The organism is Flavobacterium sp. PLA-DH12 (assembly GCF_059511845.1).
In genome coordinates this window covers 176,788-194,503 of record NZ_JCAMPD010000007.1, presented here as the reverse complement: position 1 = coordinate 194,503, position 17,716 = coordinate 176,788, and the positions used below count along the sequence as shown (strand labels likewise).

Below are 17,716 nucleotides of genomic sequence, written 5' to 3'. Positions count from 1 at the left end.
CCTTAACAATTTACATAATTCTGAGCAATTATTCTAAAATTTTATTGTTGTTTTGCCACGAAGGCACAGAGGCTCGAAGTTTTTCTAAAATTTTATATGCGGAAGTTTTTCACTTAGGGTTTCTATTTTCTGCTGTAATTTTGCTAAGAACTTTTGATGCTGTTCTGATTCTGGATTAAAACTTGTATGACGCAAACTTTTTTGGATTTCGTCTACTTCTTTCATAACAGAAATACTTTCTTCTGAAACATAATTTTCGCTAAAAAGCTTCCAGATGTAATCTATCGCAATCTGATTCGGATGTAACATATCTTCGTTGTAAAAACGATAATCACGAAGTTCGTCCATCATGATTTCGTAGGAAGGGAAGTAGTCAAAAGTTGAAAGTCGAAAGTCAAAAGTCTTATGCAATGCTGTAAATAAATGTGACTTACTTAACTGATTTTCCACAAAGCCATCTTTTATATGGCGAACCGGGGAAATAGTGAAAATGAAATTTATATTAGGATTTAAAGCCTGAACAGCTTCAATTGTGTTTTGAATACTTTTTTGAATTATTTCGACCGATAGTAATTCTTTAGAAAATTGTTTCTGAGGCACTTTATGGCAATTGGCTACAATTTGATCTTTATCGAGATTTCTGTAAATCCATGAAGTTCCAAAAGTGACAATAATATGCGTGGCTTCTTTAAGCTGTTTATGCGTTTCTGTTACTGCTTTATTTAGCGTTTCTAATAATTCCTGACGATCAGAGTTGCTTAAATCTGAATGAACTTCAAAACTATGCCAACGCTCATTATAAAAGAAAACATCTTTTTCTTCAAACCATTCTTGTTTCAAAACTCTATCAAATAATTTTTCGATAGAAACGGGATTAAAAATAATTCCAAACGGATTGGTCTCATTCTGAAATTTAAAATAGTCAAATTTCTCAGACATGTTCTCAGCAAAACAAGAACCTATAGAAAGTATTTTCGAATCGTAATTGATCGGATTATTACTTTTTGAAACGGGTATTTGAGTTCTGAATTGCATGATTTCTAATTTAAACACGAATTTCATCAATTTTAAGCAATAAAAAAACCAAATACAAAAGTATTTGGTTTCTATAATTATAGTAATGCTTTTAATTAATAAGTATACTCATTAGATTCAGCAGCTGTAATTCCGTCTCTTTTGAAATTAGTAATTTTTGAAGGGAAATTATTTGCATCATATAAGATTTCGCTTTTGTATACATTTGGTGTTTGATTTGAATAAGATGCTGTATACTTAACAACATTGTTCACCGAGCTATACACAGAACCTTCACCTTCACTATGATCTATTAGCAAATTGAATCCTGCAATGTTTTTGTATGGATTGTTTTTATTGTCATATTCATATTGAGCTGTAAATACAGTACCTGTTTCTGAATCTGTTTGTACACTTTTAACTAGATTTCCGTTTGCAAAAGTTAACACTTCAGAATAAACACTTTTTTTCTCTATAGTACCATTTATATTGTAGCGCTCTCTTTTTACTGTTCCATCTGCGTTATGCGTAAATACTATTCTGCTGTTGTATTCACCATTAGGAAATGCTGTAGAAAAACCTTCTGCATAAACATACTCTGTAAGTTTTCCGTTTGTATATTTATACGTTGTTATGTCGCTAATAATATCTTTACCGCTTTCAGTATCATAATTAGTTTCTTTTACCACAAGGTTACCATCGTAAGTATAATCAGTTCTTCCTGTTTCATCTTTCATGCTTACAATTTTAGTACCATTGTAAGTTGCTACATAAGTAGAATTTTCTGAAGGATATCCTACACTAGAATATTTAATTGTTTTTGGCAAAATAACATTTCCTTCTTGATTATCATCACTTGAACAAGATGTTAAGACTAGTGCTAAAGCACCAAAAAAGCATAAAATTTTTTTCATTTTGATTTGGTTAAAATTCTTAATGGTGCAAACGTACTATAACCAAATATTAAAACCTTACGGGAATCCACATCAAAGTACAATTTACAATTAAGATAATTCTTAAAACACTAGTATTAAACAATATAAAAAACCTACTTAATGAGTTTTTTTTCTAAAAAACCAAGTATTTCAAAAAAAATTTACGCTTTTATGCATTATTTAATTTTCACTAAAAAAATTGAAACACATAAAAAACTTTTAAAACTCCATAGACAACTTTATCAGTAAAAAAATACATTTTTAATAACAGAAATGAACTTCACAAACTAAAACAATTCCTTACTTTTGCATCTTCCATTTTTTTTAAATCTTATATGAAATTACTATATACCTACATTATCAGACACAAAATGCTTTTGTTTTTTGCTTTGATAATGGCTACTATCAACATTTGTTTCAGTTTGTCAGACTCTGTAATTACAGGAAAATTAATGCAAGACTGTGGTGTCGGTCTGGCAAAATACAAAGGAAACGAAATCGGATTTATAAAATCTTTAGCTTTCTGGCTTGGTCTTTCGCTTGGTGCAGCCATGATTTCTCGAATTACCAAAAATTTCCAAGATTATTTTACCAATGTGGTTATTCAGCGTACTGGTGCGCAAATGTATACTGACGGTATCAAAAAATCTCTTGATCTTCCTTATGCAGAATTTGAAGATCAGCGAAGTGGTGAAACTTTAAGCAAATTGACAAAAGTTAGAATCGATTCAGAAAAACTCATTACACTTTCTATCTCTTTAATTTTTCAGACTATTATCGGTTTTATATTCGTAATCGTATATGTTGCAAGAATTGATTTTAGAATTTCGATTATCTTTTTAATTACAGCGCCAATTATTGCTTTGGTGAGTTTGTATCTAGGAAAAAAAATCAAAATTGTTTCTCGAAAAATTGTGAATCAAACCAATGCGTTGGCAGGTTCTACAACCGAAAGTTTGCGAAACATCGAGTTAGTAAAAAGTCTTGGTTTGACGTATCAAGAAGAAAAGCGTTTAAACTTAAATACGTTTAAAATTCTTCAATTAGAATTACAGAAAATCAGATTCATTAGAAGTTTAAGTTTCATCCAAGGAACAACGGTTCATTTCCTAAGAACTTGTGTGGTTTTTGCATTGTATTATTTCTTGTTTGGAGGAAAAATTATTGTTGGAGATTTATTGACAATGGTCTTTTTTACCTTCTTTATTTTTGGTCCTTTACAAGAATTAGGAAACTTTATTATTGCTTTAAATGAGACTAAAGTTTCGATGGAAAATTTCAAAAACTTATTGAATGCTCCAAAAGAATTCCGTCCAAAATCCCCAAAACATATTGGCGCAATTCAGAAACTGCTTTTCGAAAATGTAAGTTTTCAGCATAAAACAGCCAAATTTAAGGCGGTTGAGAACATTAATTTCGAAATTAAACAAGGCCAGACCGTTGCCTTTGTTGGTCCATCTGGATCTGGAAAAACGACTTTAGTAAAATTATTAGTTGGATTATATACCCCAGAAGAAGGTCAGGTTTTGTATAATGATATTGATTCTACCGAAATTGATTTATTAGACTTAAGAAAACAACTTGGTTTCGTTACCCAAGACGCTCAATTATTCTCAGGAACAATTCGCGAGAACTTGTTATTTGTTAAGCCAAATGCAACCGATGAAGATTTATACGACGCTCTAAAACGTGCAAGTTGCGATAAATTACTTAGACGTGCAGAAGATGGTTTAAACACCACAATTGGTGAAGGCGGAATTAAAGTTTCTGGTGGAGAGAAACAGCGTCTATCTATAGCGAGAGCTATTCTTAGAAATCCGAATTTATTGATTTTTGATGAAGCTACTTCCGCTTTAGACTCTATTACTGAAGAAGAAATTAATGATACTATTCGAAATATATCAGATAAAAATAGAATTACGGTTTTAATTGCGCATCGTTTATCAACTGTGATGCATGCTGATAGAATTTTTGTTCTAGAACAAGGCAAAATCATTGAGCAAGGCAAACATGAAGATTTGATCGTGGAGAAAGGATTGTATTATGCAATGTGGCGCCAGCAGATTGGGGAGCGAAAATAGTTTTTTAAAAGGTTTTGAGGTGCTAAGATACTAAGGTTCTAAGTTCTTTCTTTTTTGAATAGCGTCCAGCTTTAGCTGGATGTATATAATAAATTAAAACTAAAGGGCTTTAGCCAAACGTAATAGTTTGGCTAAAGCCCTTTTCTAATTCTTACCTTTTTCATCCAGCTAAAGCTGGACGCTATTGAATCTATGTTAAACACAAAACGCGACAGGTTTTAAAAACCTGTCGCGTTTGTTGTTAATTATAAAAACTTAGTCCCTTAGTATCTTAGAACCTTAGCATCTTTATTACTTCACGAAATCAACCGCCTTAGCTAAAGCTTCCCCAATTCCATCAACATTTTTACCTCCTGCAGTCGCGAAGAAAGGCTGTCCTCCTCCTCCACCTTGGATGTATTTACCTAATTCGCGAACAACTTGTCCTGCGTTTAGGTTTTTGGCTGCTACGATTTCTTTAGAAATGTAACACGTTAACATTGGTTTTCCTTCGTGAGCTGTAGCGAAAACTACAAATAAATTATTATAAGAACCACCCAATTCGTAAGCTAAATCTTTAGCTCCTTCTGGATTTAAGTCTACCTGTTTTGCTAAAAATTGAACGCCATTGATTTCTTGCAATTCTTTAGCCAAATCAGCTTTCATATTTTTAGCTTTATCTTTTAATAAAGCTTCCAATTGTTTTTTCAACTGAGCATTTTCGTCTTGTAATGCCAAGATTGATTTTACTGGATCTTGAGCATTTTTAAGAGCTTCTTTAATTTCACTTAAAGAAACCGCTTGCGATTCAAAATATTCTTTTGCTGCTTCACTAGTAATTGCTTCAATCCTTCTGATTCCAGCTGCAACTGCACCTTCTGAAACAATTTTAAAGTGCCAGATATCAGATGTATTAGCAACGTGAGTTCCTCCACATAATTCAACAGAATCTCCAAATTTAATGGTACGAACTAAATCTCCGTATTTCTCTCCAAATAAAGCAATTGCACCATCTTCAAGTGCCTGCTCTTTCGGAATAGCTCTTTTTTCGATTAATGGCAAACTCTCACGAATCCTTGCATTTACGAAATTTTCTACTTCAATCAATTCTTCATCAGTTACTTTAGCGAAGTGAGAAAAGTCAAAGCGCAATGAAGCATTTCTTACCATCGAACCTTTTTGCTCAATATGAGTTCCTAAAATCTTACGTAAAGCTTGGTGCAACAAGTGCGTAGCCGAGTGATTTGAGGAAGTTTTAGCTCTCTGATTTGCATCAACAACAGCACTAAAAGTACCTGTAAGGTTTTCTGGTAACGATTTTGCTAAATGTATCGTTTGGTTATTTTCTTTTTTCGTATCGATAATGTAAACGATATCACCGTTTTGAGCTTCTAAATATCCTTTATCTCCAGTTTGTCCTCCACTTTCTCCATAAAATGGGGTAGCATTGAAAACTAATTGGAAAATCTCACCATCTTTTGCACTTTCAACTCTACGGTATTTAGTAATTTTTACTTGCTGAGATAATCTGTCATATCCTACAAATTCCTGAATATCATCTTCTACAAGCACATTCCAGTCACCAGCAGTTACTTTAGACGCTGCACGAGATCTTTCTTTTTGCAATTGCAATTGTTCCTGGAATCCTTCTTCGTCCAATTTATATCCTCTTTCAGAAAGAATCAAAGCGGTTAAATCAATCGGGAATCCATAAGTATCATACAATTCAAATGCTTTTTTACCATCAACAGTATCTCCGTTGTTATTTAAAATTACAGCATCTAAAAGAATCAATCCCTGATCTAAAGTTTTTAGGAATGAGTTTTCTTCTTCACGAATTACATTAGAACAAAGTGCTTTCTGCGTTCTGATTTCTGGGAAAGAATCTCCCATCTGCTCGCTTAAAGTTTCAACCAATTTATAGATAAATGGTTCTTTCGTATTTAAGAAAGTAAATCCGTAACGGATAGCACGACGTAAAATTCTACGAATTACATATCCTGCACCTGTGTTAGATGGCAATTGTCCGTCAGCGATAGCAAAAGCTACAGCACGAACGTGATCTGCAACTACACGAATCGCGATATTCATTTTATTTTGTTCTTCACTAATGCCTGTTACATCATTAGTTGTATATTTTGCGCCTGTAATTGTTTCGATTTCTCTAATTAAGGGCATGAAAACATCAGTATCATAGTTTGATGTTTTTCCTTGTAATGCCATACACAAACGCTCAAATCCCATTCCCGTATCTACGTGTTGTGCAGGAAGTTTTTCTAACGAACCATCAGCTTTACGGTTGAATTCCATGAATACGTTGTTCCAGATTTCAACTACTTGCGGGTGATCATTATTTACTTCTTCTTTACCTGGTTTTAAAGCTTTTTCTTCTTCAGAACGTAAATCAACGTGAATTTCAGAACAAGGTCCGCATGGTCCTTGATCTCCCATTTCCCAGAAATTATCTTTTTTATTTCCAAGAATAATTCTGTCCTCATCGATTAATGTTTTCCAGATATCCCAAGCTTCTTGATCAAACGGAACGTTATCTTCTTTACTTCCTTCAAAAACAGAAACATAAAGATTCTCTTTTGGAATTTTATAAACTTCTGTCAATAGTTCCCAAGCCCAGTTGATTGCTTCTTTTTTAAAGTAATCACCAAAAGACCAGTTTCCTAACATTTCGAACATTGTATGGTGGTACGTGTCAATACCTACTTCTTCAAGATCGTTGTGTTTTCCTGAAACACGAAGACATTTTTGTGTATCGGCTATTCTTGGACTTTTTGGAGTTCCGTTTCCTAAGAAAAATTCTTTAAACTGGGCCATCCCCGAGTTATTGAACATTAGGGTTGGGTCGTCTTTAAGAACAATAGGAGCTGAAGGAACAATAGTATGCCCTTTACTCTCAAAAAAATCTAAAAATTGTTTACGTACGTCTTGTGATTTCATATTTAAATTAGAAAAATGTGTCAATTTAATGTGTCAATTTGATAACTAGATGATTAGCTAATTTATTCATTTGATGATACGTTAAGTTTTTTATAATGAAATTAAAAAACTTATATTTTAAACAATAAATTGCCTATTTTGCGCATTATCTAATGATAAAATAGCCCCAATATCTAATCATTAATCCTGGTAAAAAAAGTATCGAATAACTGAAACATTTAGCAGTTTTATTCGACTAACCTATTTTACAAGGTGCAAAAATAGCGTATTTTAAAATATGGCGAAAGTAAAATATTATTACGACCCAGAAAATCTGGCTTATACAAAAATAAAAACCAGAAAAAGAATAAAAATAGGTTACGCATTACTGTTTTTACTGGCATCGGCACTGTTTGGTTTTTTAGTTTTTGTTCTTTTAATTAACACCCCTTATTTCGAAACTCCAAAAGATCGTTTACAGGCACGCGAAATTGAAAATTTAAAACTTCAGTATTCTATTTTAAATAAAAAACTGGACGAAATTGATGATGCCGCAGAGGCATTAGAAGAACGTGACAATAATATTTATCGCGTATATTTTAACAAAGCTGAAATTCCAGATTCGATTCGAAAAGCTGGTTTTAGAAGTTCTGACAAATACAAAGCTCTAGAAGGATATAACAATTCTCAATTGGTTTTAAATGCAACAAAAAGAGTGGACAAACTATCGAAGCAGTTGGCAATTCAGTCTAAATCTTTAGATGAGATTTTAAAATTAGCTGGAGCTAAAGAAAATTTATTATTAGCCATTCCTGCCATTCAGCCAGTTCGAAATGAAAATTTGAAACGTGTCGCGTCAGGTTTTGGTTATCGCATTGACCCTTTCACGAAAGTGAGAAAAATGCATAACGGAATGGATTTCACGGCCAATACAGGAGCTCCAATTTACGCAACAGGAGATGGCGTTGTAGAAAGAGCTGACAACACTGCGTCTGGATATGGGAACCATATTGTGATCAGGCATGGTTTTGGATATGAAAGCCTGTATGCCCATTTAAGCAAATACAACTGTCGTCCGGGGCAAAGAGTAAAACGTGGTGATGTGATTGGATATGTTGGAAGCACAGGAAGATCTGAAGGTCCGCATTGTCACTACGAAGTGCATAAAGACGGAAAAGTAGTGAATCCGCTGAATTTTTATTATGGAAATATTTCGGCTGTCGAATATGTGGCAATTTCACAAATGGCAAATCAAGAAAATCAATCATTAGATTAATAGTACAAAAAATACTATTTTTGAAATAAAAATAGAAAAAAACGAACCATGCATATTGAACTTTCTAAAGACAAAAGATATTACAGTATTGGCGAAGTAGCCAAAGCTTTTAATGTCAATGCCTCTTTGATACGATTTTGGGACAGCGAATTTGATATTCTAAAACCTAAAAAAAATGCAAAAGGAAACAGGATGTTCACTCCCGAAGATATTACCAATCTTCAATTAATCTATCATTTAGTAAAAGAAAGAGGTTTTACGCTTGAAGGCGCGAAAATACACTTAAAAGAGGGTCAGAAGAAAACGTTAGATAAATTCGAAATAATACGTAAATTAGAGTCGATAAAAACGCAGCTGAACGACATTAAAAACGAATTGTAATTAAAAATAGAAATAAACTTAAATCAAAACAAATATGAAAAAGTGGTTAATCCCTGTAGGAATTATTGTAGCACTTATTGCTATTATCGCATTTTGGTCGATTGGTATTAAAAATACTGCTTTGCAACACAGTCAGGCTGTAAATAAAGAATGGGGAAATGTTCAAACGGCTTACCAAAGACGTAATGATCTTATCGGGAATTTAGTAAACACTGTAAAAGGTGCCGCTGACTTTGAAAAAGGAACTTTAACAGCAGTAATCGAAGCTCGTGCAAAAGCTACTTCGGTAACAATTGATCCTAGTAATGTAACTCCAGAACAATTAGCAGCATTCAATCAAGCTCAAAGTGGCGTAAGTTCATCATTATCAAGATTATTGGTTTCTGTTGAGCAATATCCAACTTTAAAAGCAAACGAAAACTTCTTGAAACTGCAAGACGAATTGGCAAGTACTGAAAACCAGATTTTAACAGCTAGAACTCGTTTTAACGAAGCGGTACAAGTTTACAACGGTTATATCTTGTCTATTCCTAACAAATGGTTCTTGAGCGAATACAAAGAAAAACCATACTTTGAAGCATCTACTGGAGCTGATAAACCAGTTGAAGTAAAATTCTAAAGATTTAATATTTTTGATTAACGATTTTAGATTTCAGATATAATCTGCAATCTAAAATCTACGATCTAAACTCTAAAATAATTTCCATGTCAAAAGTAGAAGATTTTTTAACCAAAGAAGAAGAACACGAAATTGTTGAAGCTATTCGCATGGCCGAAAATAATACTTCTGGCGAAATTAGAGTACATATAGAAAAAACAACTTCTAAAGTCCATTTTGATAGGGCTTTAGAAGTTTTTCATGAATTGCGAATGGATGAAACTAAATTGAAAAATGGTGTATTGCTCTATTTTGCAGTTGAAGACAAAAATTTTGTGATTTGCGGCGATAAAGGAATTAATGATGTCGTATCCAACGATTTTTGGGATTGCACTAAAGACATCATGGTAAACCATTTTAAAGCCGGCAATTTTAAACAAGGAATTGTTGACGGCATCTTAAATGCTGGAGAACAGCTCAAAAAATATTTTCCTTCTCAGGAAGATGATGTCAACGAATTATCTAACGAAATCTCAAAAGGATAAATAATGAAAAATTTCCAAATTAAAATCTCAAATTCTAATAGAATTTTTCAGATTACTCTTTTGTTTATCGCATTATTTATCAGCAATACTATTTTTGCGCAATTTGAGATTCCGCCAAAACCTAGTTTTCAGACTTCTGTTTACGATTATGCCAACATTTTAAGCTCTACTGAAAAAGCCCAATTAGAAGAAAAACTAATTCGCTACTCCGATTCGACTACCACTCAAATTGTAATTATTACGATTGAAAGTTTAAAAGGAGAAGATGTAAGTCAGTTAGCTACAAAATGGGGACAAACTTGGGGAATTGGAGGAACCAAAGAAGATGATAATGGAGTGGTAATCCTTTTGGCCAAAAACGAAAAAAAGATTGCAATTAATCCTGGATACGGACTTGAAGATCGTTTGACGGCGGGAATTGGAGGAACAATCATCAGAAATATTATCATCCCTGAGTTTAAAGCAGGAAGTTTCTACAACGGCCTTGATAAAGGAACTGATGCTATTATTGATGTTTTTAAAGGAAAATTTAAAGGCGAACGAAAACAAGCAAAAGGACAAGATTTCCCTTTTCTACCATTTATCGTAATTGTTGTAATTGTTTTAATTTTACTTTCTCGAAATAAAAGAGGCGGAGGAGGAAATTCTGGTAACAATGGCGGTGGTGGTCCTAGTCTGCTTGACGCTATTATTTTAAGTAATCTTGGAAGAAGCAGTGGCGGATTTGGAGGTTTCGGCGGAGGATCATCTGGTGGTGGTTTCGGCGGAGGCGGAGGTTTCGGCGGCGGATTTGGCGGTGGAGGTTTCTCTGGCGGAGGATCTAGCGGAGGCTGGTAATTTATTCTGGTTCTAATTTTCTTTGTTTCAAGTTTCAAGTTTAGGTTTCAATCTTAAAAAATCATACATTTACATTTTACAATTTATTAATAGATGTTATCACATAAAGCAAAATACGCCCTTAAGGCCTTACTTTATTTAGCAGAACAAGACGAAAATCACATTTCTAGAACGGTAGAAATTGCTGATGGCGCTAACATTCCTAAAAAGTTTTTAGAACAGATTCTTTTAGATCTAAAACGAGGACGTTTTGTGAGCAGTAAGCAAGGAAAATTTGGCGGATATTATCTGATAAAATCTAAAAATGACATTACGCTGGCAGAAATTCACCGATTATTTGACGGTGCAATTGCACTTTTGCCATGTGCTTCTTTAAATTTTTACGAGCCTTGTTCTGATTGTAAAACCGAGTCTGAATGCAGTCTGCGTCACGGTTTGATGCTAATTAGAGATAAAACTTTGAAGGCTATGGAAGGCATCACAATCGCTTCATTGGTAAAAAAATAAAAAAATATTTTCTAAAGTCTAGTAAATCGATAGAATTAATTATATATTTGCCAAAAATAATTAACTAATCATTTACAAAATTTTAACTCATGAAAGTACATTCTAGTAAATCAGGTGGACAAAATCTTTTGCAAAAAAAACATAATTATAATTTCACAACCCTGAATGCTGTTTCATCTATGATGTGTATGTGTTGGTAAAAAAAATTTAATTTTAAATTCTACTAATCACATATACTTAATATAAAAATGAAAACATCTATAAAAAATATCTTTACAATACTTGCCGTTTTAACGTTCTCAATCTCATTTGCTCAAAAAATTGAAGGGGTTGTAACTACAGATCAAAATATTCCTTTAGAAGCAGCCAATGTGGTAATTAAAGGAACAACTTTTAGCGCTATTACAGATTCTGAAGGGCGCTTTGCAATAGAATCACAGGGAAAATTACCTGTTACACTTTTAGTTCAATATATTGGCTACAATACTGCCGAACTTGAAATTACTTCTATCCCAGCTTCGCCAATATTGGTTACTTTACGTGAAGAAAACAAACTTGTCGAAGTAGTTGTTTCCTCTAGAAGAAGAATTGAAAAAGTACAAGATGTGCCAATTGCCGTTTCTGTTGTTACAGGAAAACAAGCTGAAGCAGCTGGAGCGTTTAATGTAAACCGTATCAAAGAATTGGTTCCTTCTGTACAATTGTATTCTTCTAACCCTAGAAATACCGGAATCAACATTAGAAGCTTAGGTTCTCCATTCGGACTTACAAATGACGGTATCGACCCTGGAGTTGGTTTCTATGTAGATGGTGTTTACTATGCACGTCCTGCAGCTACTACTTTAGATTTTATCGATGTAGAACAAATTGAGGTATTACGTGGTCCGCAAGGTTCTTTATTTGGAAAAAACACAACTTCTGGAGCTTTCAATATTACATCTCGCAAACCAAGTTTTACAACTGGTGCCGATTTTGAATTGAGTTATGGTAATTATGCTTTTTTACAAGCTAAAGCCTCTATCACAGGAGCATTAGGAAAAAAAGTTGCAGGTCGTTTATCTTTCTCAGGAACACAACGTGACGGTTTAATTGACAATATCGTAACAGGAAGACCAACGAACACTTTGAACAATCAAGGTTTTAGAGGGCAATTATTATGGACTCCTACTGAAAACACAAACATTACTTTTGCAGGAGATCTTACAACACAGCGTCCTGACGGATATGCGCAGGTTGTTGCTGGTGTTGCTCCTACTCAGAGAGCTGCATACCGTCAGTTTGATGCTATTATTAAAGATTTAAATTACCAATTGCCAAGTTTAAATGCTTTTGATCGTAAAATAGATCATGATACTCCTTGGCGTTCTGGACAAGATTTAGGAGGAGTTTCATTAAACATTGATACAAAAATTGGAGGCGGAACCCTTACTTCTACAACAGCTTGGCGTTTCTGGAATTGGGATCCATCAAATGATAGAGATTTTACAGGATTACAAGTTTTAGCTAAATCTCAGAATCCAACAAGACAAACTCAGATTACACAAGAGGTTCGTTATGCTGGACAATTGACATCAAAAATTAGTGGTGTTGGTGGAGTATTCTTTATTGATCAAACTTCTCAGACAGATGGTACTGAAGAGTCTGGAAATGCACAATGGAGATTTTCTCAAAGTACAACGAGTCCGTTGTGGAAAACTCCAGGTCTTTTTGAAGGCTACGGAATTAAAACTGATGCAAGAATTAGAGCTTCTAGTGCCGCAGTATTCGGACAGCTTGATTGGGCTATTACAGAGAGATTCCATATTTTACCAGGCTTGAGATATAATTTTGATAAAAAAGATGCAAGTTATTCTCGTAAAACTTACGGAGGTCTTCAAACTACAGATCCTGCCTTATTGGCTTTAAAAAAATCGGTTTACTCAGATCAAGCATTTGATTCTAATACAGACAATACAGATTTTTCTGGAAACTTAACGCTTACGTATAAAGCATCTGATAAAATCAATGTTTATGCAACTTACGCAAAAAGCTATAAGCCTGTTGGAGTTAACGTAGCTGGACTTCCAACAAATGCAGCTGGACAACCAATGACAGAACTTGCAGTGGTTAAGCCAGAAAAAGTAAATCATTATGAGGTTGGAGTTAAAACTTCTCCGTTCAAAAACTCAATTTTCAACTTAACATTCTTTAATACTGATATCAAAGATTTCCAAACTAACGTTCAAGCAGCTGAATTGGGTGTAAACCGTGGTTATCTTGCGAATGCAGATAAAGTGCGTGTAAGGGGTGCAGAATTGGATGCAAGTTTTGTCATTAGCTCACACTTAACTATTAATGGTGCTGCAACTTATACAGATGGTAAATATGTGAAATTTACAAATGCGCCACTTCCATTAGAAGAAACTGGAGCGCCAGTTGCCTTCAAAGATGTTTCGGGAACTGAGTTGCCAGGTGCTTCAAGATGGGCTGGTTCTCTTGGAGGTGAACTTTCAGACAATGCAAGATTCTTTGGTAATGCTGGAAAAATCTTCTTTGCTGCTGATGGATATGCCCGTTCTGAATTTTCTTCAAGCCCTTCGGCTTCAAAATATTTAGTAGTACAAGGTTATGCAATCTTTAATGCTCGTTTAGGTTTCCGCGCTTCGCAAGGTTTATCTATTCAGATTTGGGGAAGAAACCTTTTAAATAAAGATTACTATGAGCAATTATTGCCTGCAGGTGGTAACTCAGGACAATATGCTGGAGTTCTTGGTGATCAAAGAACTTACGGAGTTACATTTAAGTACTCGCTGTAAGGTGGTTAGTTAGTTTTAGTATTAAGAAGGGATACATTTTTGAATGTGTCCCTTTTTTATTTCACAAAAAAAACTTCAAAACAAATTTTAAAATAGAAAGAAATAAGATCATTTGTATAAATTCGCAGCCTGAATTTATAGTTTTTGAACAAATCTTTTCGATTATTTTTTATCACCATCTTTGTGTGCCAAGTAATTACAGGGCAAAACCAAAGAAATATCGACCAGCAGACTTTGACCTGGATTCGATACTATAATATTTTTCCATTATCCGAAAAATGGGCTCTCCATTCTGAATTTGATAATCGAAGCTTTGTAAATCCTGTTCACGAAAATCTTTTTGTTATAAGATCTCAAGCTCGTTACAGAGCAACTAAAATGGTAGATTTGGGTGCTGGATTTGCTTTTTTTAGTGTCAATACTCAGAATCCAAACATTGATCCTGATTTTTCTATTCCCGAATATCGTGCACAGCAAGATGTTACTTTAATAAATGATATTGCCAAAATAACTTTTCATAATCGTTTTCAGCTCGAAGAGCGCTTCATTCAAAAAGCAGACAAAAACGGACTTTTAGATGAATTCTCATTTGCTTACAGATTCAGATACCGATTACAATCAATGTTTACTCTTTGGGAAAAAGAAGGAAGAAGCATAAAAGGAACCATTTCTGATGAAGTCTTATTCAATTTCGGAAAAGACAACCGAAGAAATACTTTCGATCAAAACCGTTTTTACGTTGCTTTGCGTTATCATTTCAATCCAAATCTTGGTTTAGAATTGGGTTATTTAAAGAACTTTCAAAGACGAGCAAGCGGTGTAGATTTCTACGATCGCGATATTATCAGATTTACGGTTTATCATAGGATTAATCGGAAAAAGTTATGAGTTATGAGTTATGAGTTATGAGTTATGAGTTATACAAAAAATGCCTATCAAATTAAATTTGACAGGCATTTTTTGCAACCTTTGAACCTTTGCTCCTTAGAACCTTAGCATCTTAGAACCTAAAAATCAAGATCCCCTCTGTCTCCTTCCTCCTTTTTTGCTTTCGGCGAAATTTCCAATTTTATAAGCTAAAGAAAACATTACATAACGTTTTAAAACTGTATTTTCTTCATCTCGTATCGAAGTTGGCGAAATAGTTCTTGTTGCACTTTGATTCTGATTTAAAACATCATACACTTTCACTTTAGCATATAATTTTTTATCTAGAAATCCGTACGATAAACTCGTATTCCAAAGAAAGAAATCCTTCTTGAAATCGTCTGAGATATTAGAATTATAAGTGTATCCGAAATCATTTCCGAAGATTAAATTGGCTGGCCAATAAGAAGTTGTCTGCAAATTAATTCTGTGAATCACGTTTGAAGTCGCATCTCTTGAATAGTTTTCATATCGAGTTTCGTTGTATGATAAACTATAAGATGGCGCAATCGAAAGCACTTCTCCGTAATCATAAGAAGCATAAACACTTGGCGTTACTACAACCGATTTGGCATAATACATAACAGCATTTGTAAACCCTTTGTCAAAATTATAATTACCGCTTAAACGCAAACCGTATCTTAAGGTATGTGCATCTTTTTTAATTTGCTGATTCCAGTTTCCTCCAAGTGAAGCCGAATACGTTCCTGAAATATTTACATAAGTCGTATTTCTTTTTCCGCTATCGTCATAAATCGAAGTAGAAACAATATCATTATTATAATAATCTCCTTTAAGAAATAAACTATAGCCAGAGCGCGTTCTAAAATCAAAGTTTTTAAAATCGATACCTGCAGTGTTTTTTTCAATCGGATTTAGATTTGGATTTCCTATTACACTATTCAATGGATTGTTCAAATCTGCAACTGGCATTAATTGCGTTGCCGACGGAAGCGCATTAGAATAATCATATTTGAAAGTTAAGTTTTTAGAGCGGTTGAATTTGTATCGAAGCTGTGCTGTTCCGTAAGGCAGCATATATCTTTTATTCAAATCTGTAGCTTGATTTAAATAAAAAGAATGATTATCAAACTCCACAATTGATGTTCTCGAATTCACATTCAGCGTAAATTTACTTTTCTGCCAAGTAATACCCACTTTTGGCGTAATCGAATTTTGCTTCGATGTGGTATAATTCGTCAACGATAAGTTTAAATCTGAATATTCCTGCGAAGCATCATCAAAATTAAATGTCTTTTGATCGTTCATCGAACTTTGCCAATCAAAATCGGTTCCAAAACGTAATCTTAGCGAATCTGTTACAGGCTCTGTATATTCTAAGTCAAGCGAATAAGCATCACTTTTTGATGTATTTTTTGCATTCTGATTTCTTTCGTCGTTTGGTTTATTGTCCTGATAAAAAATAGTCTCCGAAATATTGATTCCGTTTGAATCATTTTTAGTGTTATTGTTATTAAAAACTACACTTAAATTTCGCGATTGCTTTTTAAAAGTTTTGTTGAAATTAATACTGTTAGCGAAACTCGTATTAGAACTTTCAGTATGTGATGTTGCCGTACTTTCGTTCAATGCATCACCATTTTCATTTTCAGAGGAAGTCGAGGACGAAGAATTGCTATTTGATTCTGATAAATTCAATTTAGGAGCAAAAACAATCTGCATAGTAGGATTGATTTTGTATTCTAACTCAAAATTAACTTTGTTCCCTGTATTTTCATTTCTAGTTTTAGAATCTGCTTCAGTTAAAATATTTCCTGTCGGTAAAAAACTAAGCTGATTCGATTTGCTTTCGTTTTTAGTCACCGCGTTTGTAAAATTGTAGCTGCTCATGAACTCCAAATCTTTTGTCCAGTCATCAGAATAATTAATTCCCGCAAGAGTAGACTGCGTAATTCCTTTTCCTCCACTGCCAGCGCCTTGACTGCCACCTTTTGCATTTCTTCCGCCTCCCATATTATCAAAAACCTCATCCATAGCAAATCCGGTTGAGTTAATATTATTGGCCGAAGCTAATACACTTATTTTCTGTTTGTTTTTGAAAAAGTTCATCATTAAACTGCTTTCATAGCGTTCATCCGAACCATATCCGCCTAGAACTTTACCGAAGTAGCCTTTATTTTTCTTTTCGTCAATTGTGATATTTATGCTCGAATAATCTGAAGTCGATTCTTGCTTAGCCAGCTCTTCTTTTTTGGTTTTAAAATCAGAAACTTGAACTTTTTTAATAATATCAGCCGGAAGGTTTTTAATGGCAATAGCTCCATCTTTGTCAAAAAATGCTTTGCCGTTGACTAAAACCTGATTGACTTCTCGCCCATTTACCGTAATTTTTCCTGTATTATCGACATCAAAGCCGGGCAATTGCTTCAATAAAGTCTCCACATTTGCATCTGGGCGAACTTTATAAGAACCAGCATTAAATTCAAGAGTGTCTTTTTTAATGGTAATTGGCGGTGCTTCACTTTTAATTACCACTTCATTTAAAACATTGGCATTTTCAAGCATGTACAATTTACCAAAGTCTTTACTTTCTGTAAGTCCTTTTTGTTCTTCAAAATAAGCTTGGTATCCCGTATAATTTACTTTTAAGAAAACCGGCTTATCATACTTTTTAGTATTGATAATAAAATTTCCGTTTTTATCTGTTGTAGCATATTCAATAATAGTTGAATCTTTTACTGCTGTAAAATAAACGGTGGCGAGTTCTAACGGAAGCTGCGAGTTGATATCAACCACAGTTCCTTTAATAACGATATTGTTTTGGGCATTTGCCGAATATGCAAAGGCTAAAAACAATAGTAATGAATAAATTCTGGTCATAAAATTAGGTTAGTTAGATCAATAAGACTTAAAAAAACGCAAAAGGTTTAATTGTATTTTTTACATTTA

At 33.8% G+C, this 17,716-nt stretch carries 13 protein-coding genes; 9 read left to right on the top strand and 4 right to left on the bottom strand.

Annotated features, from left to right (window positions below; all coding sequences use genetic code 11):
- Positions 1–84: 84 nt before the first annotated feature.
- Both AC5ZCW_RS15340 and AC5ZCW_RS15335 read right to left on the bottom strand, forming a co-directional pair.
- Positions 85–1,035, bottom strand: coding sequence for a GSCFA domain-containing protein (locus AC5ZCW_RS15340; RefSeq protein WP_496120742.1), 951 nt, complete (start codon positions 1,033–1,035; stop codon positions 85–87).
- A 95-nt stretch (positions 1,036–1,130) separates the two neighbouring features.
- Positions 1,131–1,928 carry a hypothetical protein gene (locus AC5ZCW_RS15335; RefSeq protein ID WP_496120741.1) on the bottom strand — a complete coding sequence of 266 codons (798 nt, stop codon included), beginning with the start codon at positions 1,926–1,928 and terminating at the stop codon, positions 1,131–1,133.
- Positions 1,929–2,284: 356 nt separating this feature from the next.
- Here AC5ZCW_RS15335 and AC5ZCW_RS15330 point away from each other — a divergent pair, with 356 nt between their 5' ends.
- Positions 2,285–4,030: an ABC transporter ATP-binding protein gene (locus tag AC5ZCW_RS15330; RefSeq protein WP_343542790.1), complete on the top strand. Its 1,746-nt coding sequence runs from the start codon at positions 2,285–2,287 to the stop codon at positions 4,028–4,030.
- A gap of 291 nt (positions 4,031–4,321) precedes the next feature.
- Here AC5ZCW_RS15330 and alaS read toward each other — a convergent pair whose 3' ends face one another.
- Complete coding sequence (alaS, locus tag AC5ZCW_RS15325) at positions 4,322–6,961, bottom strand: alanine--tRNA ligase (protein ID WP_496120740.1); 2,640 nt, start codon at positions 6,959–6,961, stop codon at positions 4,322–4,324.
- Positions 6,962–7,238: 277 nt separating this feature from the next.
- Here alaS and AC5ZCW_RS15320 point away from each other — a divergent pair, with 277 nt between their 5' ends.
- The 8 genes from AC5ZCW_RS15320 (at position 7,239) to AC5ZCW_RS15285 (ending at position 14,767) form a co-directional block, all read left to right on the top strand.
- Positions 7,239–8,216, top strand: coding sequence for a M23 family metallopeptidase (locus AC5ZCW_RS15320; protein ID WP_281631348.1), 978 nt, complete (start codon positions 7,239–7,241; stop codon positions 8,214–8,216).
- A gap of 48 nt (positions 8,217–8,264) precedes the next feature.
- Positions 8,265–8,597: a MerR family transcriptional regulator gene (locus AC5ZCW_RS15315; protein ID WP_091492704.1), complete on the top strand. Its 333-nt coding sequence runs from the start codon at positions 8,265–8,267 to the stop codon at positions 8,595–8,597.
- Between the two features lie 34 nt (positions 8,598–8,631).
- Complete coding sequence (locus AC5ZCW_RS15310; protein WP_111364205.1) at positions 8,632–9,216, top strand: LemA family protein; 585 nt, start codon at positions 8,632–8,634, stop codon at positions 9,214–9,216.
- Positions 9,217–9,302: 86 nt separating this feature from the next.
- Positions 9,303–9,740, top strand: coding sequence for a TPM domain-containing protein (locus AC5ZCW_RS15305; RefSeq protein WP_281631347.1), 438 nt, complete (start codon positions 9,303–9,305; stop codon positions 9,738–9,740).
- Between the two features lie 3 nt (positions 9,741–9,743).
- On the top strand, positions 9,744–10,577 hold the full coding sequence (locus AC5ZCW_RS15300; protein ID WP_343542797.1) for a TPM domain-containing protein: 834 nt from the start codon (positions 9,744–9,746) through the stop codon (positions 10,575–10,577).
- Positions 10,578–10,670: 93 nt separating this feature from the next.
- Positions 10,671–11,084 carry an RrF2 family transcriptional regulator gene (locus tag AC5ZCW_RS15295; RefSeq protein ID WP_012023964.1) on the top strand — a complete coding sequence of 138 codons (414 nt, stop codon included), beginning with the start codon at positions 10,671–10,673 and terminating at the stop codon, positions 11,082–11,084.
- A gap of 248 nt (positions 11,085–11,332) precedes the next feature.
- Complete coding sequence (locus tag AC5ZCW_RS15290; RefSeq protein WP_496120739.1) at positions 11,333–13,879, top strand: TonB-dependent receptor; 2,547 nt, start codon at positions 11,333–11,335, stop codon at positions 13,877–13,879.
- 144 nt (positions 13,880–14,023) lie between these two features.
- Positions 14,024–14,767, top strand: a complete 744-nt coding sequence (locus AC5ZCW_RS15285) for a DUF2490 domain-containing protein (protein WP_496120738.1) — start codon at positions 14,024–14,026, stop codon at positions 14,765–14,767.
- Between the two features lie 126 nt (positions 14,768–14,893).
- On the opposite strand, the gene AC5ZCW_RS15280 is transcribed toward AC5ZCW_RS15285, so the two are convergent.
- Positions 14,894–17,647 (bottom strand): outer membrane beta-barrel protein, encoded by a 2,754-nt coding sequence (locus tag AC5ZCW_RS15280; protein WP_343542804.1) that lies wholly within the window; start codon positions 17,645–17,647, stop codon positions 14,894–14,896.
- Between the last annotated feature and the right edge of the window lie 69 nt (positions 17,648–17,716).

What these genes read in the sequence shown, in the direction of transcription:
- AC5ZCW_RS15340 (WP_496120742.1), bottom strand. Translation starts at nt 1,035, where the DNA reads ATGCAATTCAGAACTCAAATACCCGTTTCAAAAAGTAATAATCCGATC.
- AC5ZCW_RS15295 (WP_012023964.1), top strand. Translation starts at nt 10,671, where the DNA reads ATGTTATCACATAAAGCAAAATACGCCCTTAAGGCCTTACTTTATTTA.
- AC5ZCW_RS15300 (WP_343542797.1), top strand. Translation starts at nt 9,744, where the DNA reads ATGAAAAATTTCCAAATTAAAATCTCAAATTCTAATAGAATTTTTCAG.
- AC5ZCW_RS15280 (WP_343542804.1), bottom strand. Translation starts at nt 17,647, where the DNA reads ATGACCAGAATTTATTCATTACTATTGTTTTTAGCCTTTGCATATTCG.
- AC5ZCW_RS15305 (WP_281631347.1), top strand. Translation starts at nt 9,303, where the DNA reads ATGTCAAAAGTAGAAGATTTTTTAACCAAAGAAGAAGAACACGAAATT.
- AC5ZCW_RS15335 (WP_496120741.1), bottom strand. Translation starts at nt 1,928, where the DNA reads ATGAAAAAAATTTTATGCTTTTTTGGTGCTTTAGCACTAGTCTTAACA.
- AC5ZCW_RS15330 (WP_343542790.1), top strand. Translation starts at nt 2,285, where the DNA reads ATGAAATTACTATATACCTACATTATCAGACACAAAATGCTTTTGTTT.
- AC5ZCW_RS15310 (WP_111364205.1), top strand. Translation starts at nt 8,632, where the DNA reads ATGAAAAAGTGGTTAATCCCTGTAGGAATTATTGTAGCACTTATTGCT.
- AC5ZCW_RS15320 (WP_281631348.1), top strand. Translation starts at nt 7,239, where the DNA reads ATGGCGAAAGTAAAATATTATTACGACCCAGAAAATCTGGCTTATACA.
- AC5ZCW_RS15315 (WP_091492704.1), top strand. Translation starts at nt 8,265, where the DNA reads ATGCATATTGAACTTTCTAAAGACAAAAGATATTACAGTATTGGCGAA.
- alaS (WP_496120740.1), bottom strand. Translation starts at nt 6,961, where the DNA reads ATGAAATCACAAGACGTACGTAAACAATTTTTAGATTTTTTTGAGAGT.
- AC5ZCW_RS15290 (WP_496120739.1), top strand. Translation starts at nt 11,333, where the DNA reads ATGAAAACATCTATAAAAAATATCTTTACAATACTTGCCGTTTTAACG.